We start from the raw sequence: 1,565 nt of genomic DNA on the forward strand, positions 1-1,565 counted from the left end.
GCAAGGCGGCCGTCAGACCCTTCCAATTACCCACAACTTCTTCGGCTGACGTCGGCGCCGATTTTGATGTCCATCAGACGGGACCACCCTCTCCAGATGACGATGTTGCCGGGAGGTGGATCGTGGGCTCGCGCAAGATAGCCTCCGAGCCTGGCGATTCGGGTCAGATAATCGGCAAGGGTTCTGCCTGCGGACACGTTCTTTCGTGAAGCTGCAAGGCGGTCGATCAGCGCGATTTCGACATCGGTCAAGACAAGCCGAGGCGAGGCATCAGGAGCGGCGCGGTTGATCATGGTCATCCAGAACAGGCGCCAGGACAGAATGCAGAATATGGCGATCAGATTGGCAAGGCGCTCAGCAGTTCGCAGCCGCGCATCTTCGGCTCGGCAGCCGGATTTGAGTATCTTGTGGAAGAGTTCGATCTTCCAACGCTGGGCATACCAGTCGAGTTTTTCGATGGCTTCATCGGGCGTTGTTACCGGCAGATCGGTGATGAGCCGCCAGTCGATCGGGGGGCGTCCTTCTGGCGTTCCACTCTCACGAGCGTGTAAGATCGTCAGGGTGAGAGGGGGATAGCGTTTTTGCTTTCCGATCGGCGGCAAAACCTGGATGCGCCGATAGCGTAGCTCGATGTCGGCATGATCGTCTTTGCCAACGGCGACCCGATGCATGCCCTGCACGGTGGTTTCGCTCATTTCGTCGGCGATCGTATGGCCACCGTCACCGGCCAGACGGTCGACACAGGTGCGCACCAGGAAATGCGTGCCGAGCGCCTGTGTTTCGCAGAAGAACTCGTAAATGTCGTTCTCCCGGTCGCCAATGTGGACGAGCCGCTCCGGCTCGCCCAGTAAGGACGTCGATTGGCGCATATTCTCGAGCCAGCGGTAGCTCTCCTTCTCCTCGATCGGCACGCGTGTGGGATTGATCCGCCGCTTCAAAGCGTTGGTGCCCTTGAACCTGGTGCGGGTCCAGAATTTCGTCGCCGTCAGGCCCAGCGGCAATCCCTCGGTCGTGACCGCGAGGCTGGAGTGCATGAGCAGGCCGCAGACCGTATGAAGCCGGAGTCGACCATTCTCATCGCGCCGGCTCGGCGCAAGACCGATGGCGCCAATCCTTTCGGGATCGCGCCGTTGATAGGAGAATTCGGTGGTGTCCTGCAAAACGAGGATGAGCCCGTCAAGGGCAGCCACACGCGCCTGTGTTGCCTGAAAATGCCCGGCGAGAATCTCGCCCTCGTTGACCGATCCATTCGACAAAAAGCGGTACGCCGCCTTGGTATTGGCCCAGTCCTGACAGGCCATCGGAATCGGCGCGCCGATTGCCCCTGCCATCTGCACAAGCATCATGCGAAGCCGCTCGCCCAGCCGCTTATCACGAAAGGCGCCGGGATCGACTTCCCTATCAGCCCATCCAGCCGCATCAAAAACGGAATTTTCCACCTTGCACCCCCGCTCCAGCGAAATGGTGCTCGTGGATGAATCATGGGCAGTTCCCTTCAGGCAATCACCATGAGTCAAACGGAATCAGGCGTGCGGCGAGATGTGGGTAATTGGAAGCGTCAGACC

Annotated in this window: 1 protein-coding gene; it reads right to left on the reverse strand. The window is 59.7% G+C overall.

Annotation, left to right across the window (positions count from 1 at the left end; all coding sequences use genetic code 11):
- Positions 1-26: 26 nt before the first annotated feature.
- Positions 27-1,439: an IS4 family transposase gene (locus F7P65_RS21795; protein WP_150295636.1), complete on the reverse strand. Its 1,413-nt coding sequence runs from the start codon at positions 1,437-1,439 to the stop codon at positions 27-29.
- Positions 1,440-1,565 lie beyond the last annotated feature (126 nt).

The organism is Sphingobium estronivorans (genome assembly GCF_008692605.1).
In the GTDB taxonomy this organism is placed as follows: Bacteria; Pseudomonadota; Alphaproteobacteria; order Sphingomonadales; family Sphingomonadaceae; genus Sphingobium; species Sphingobium estronivorans.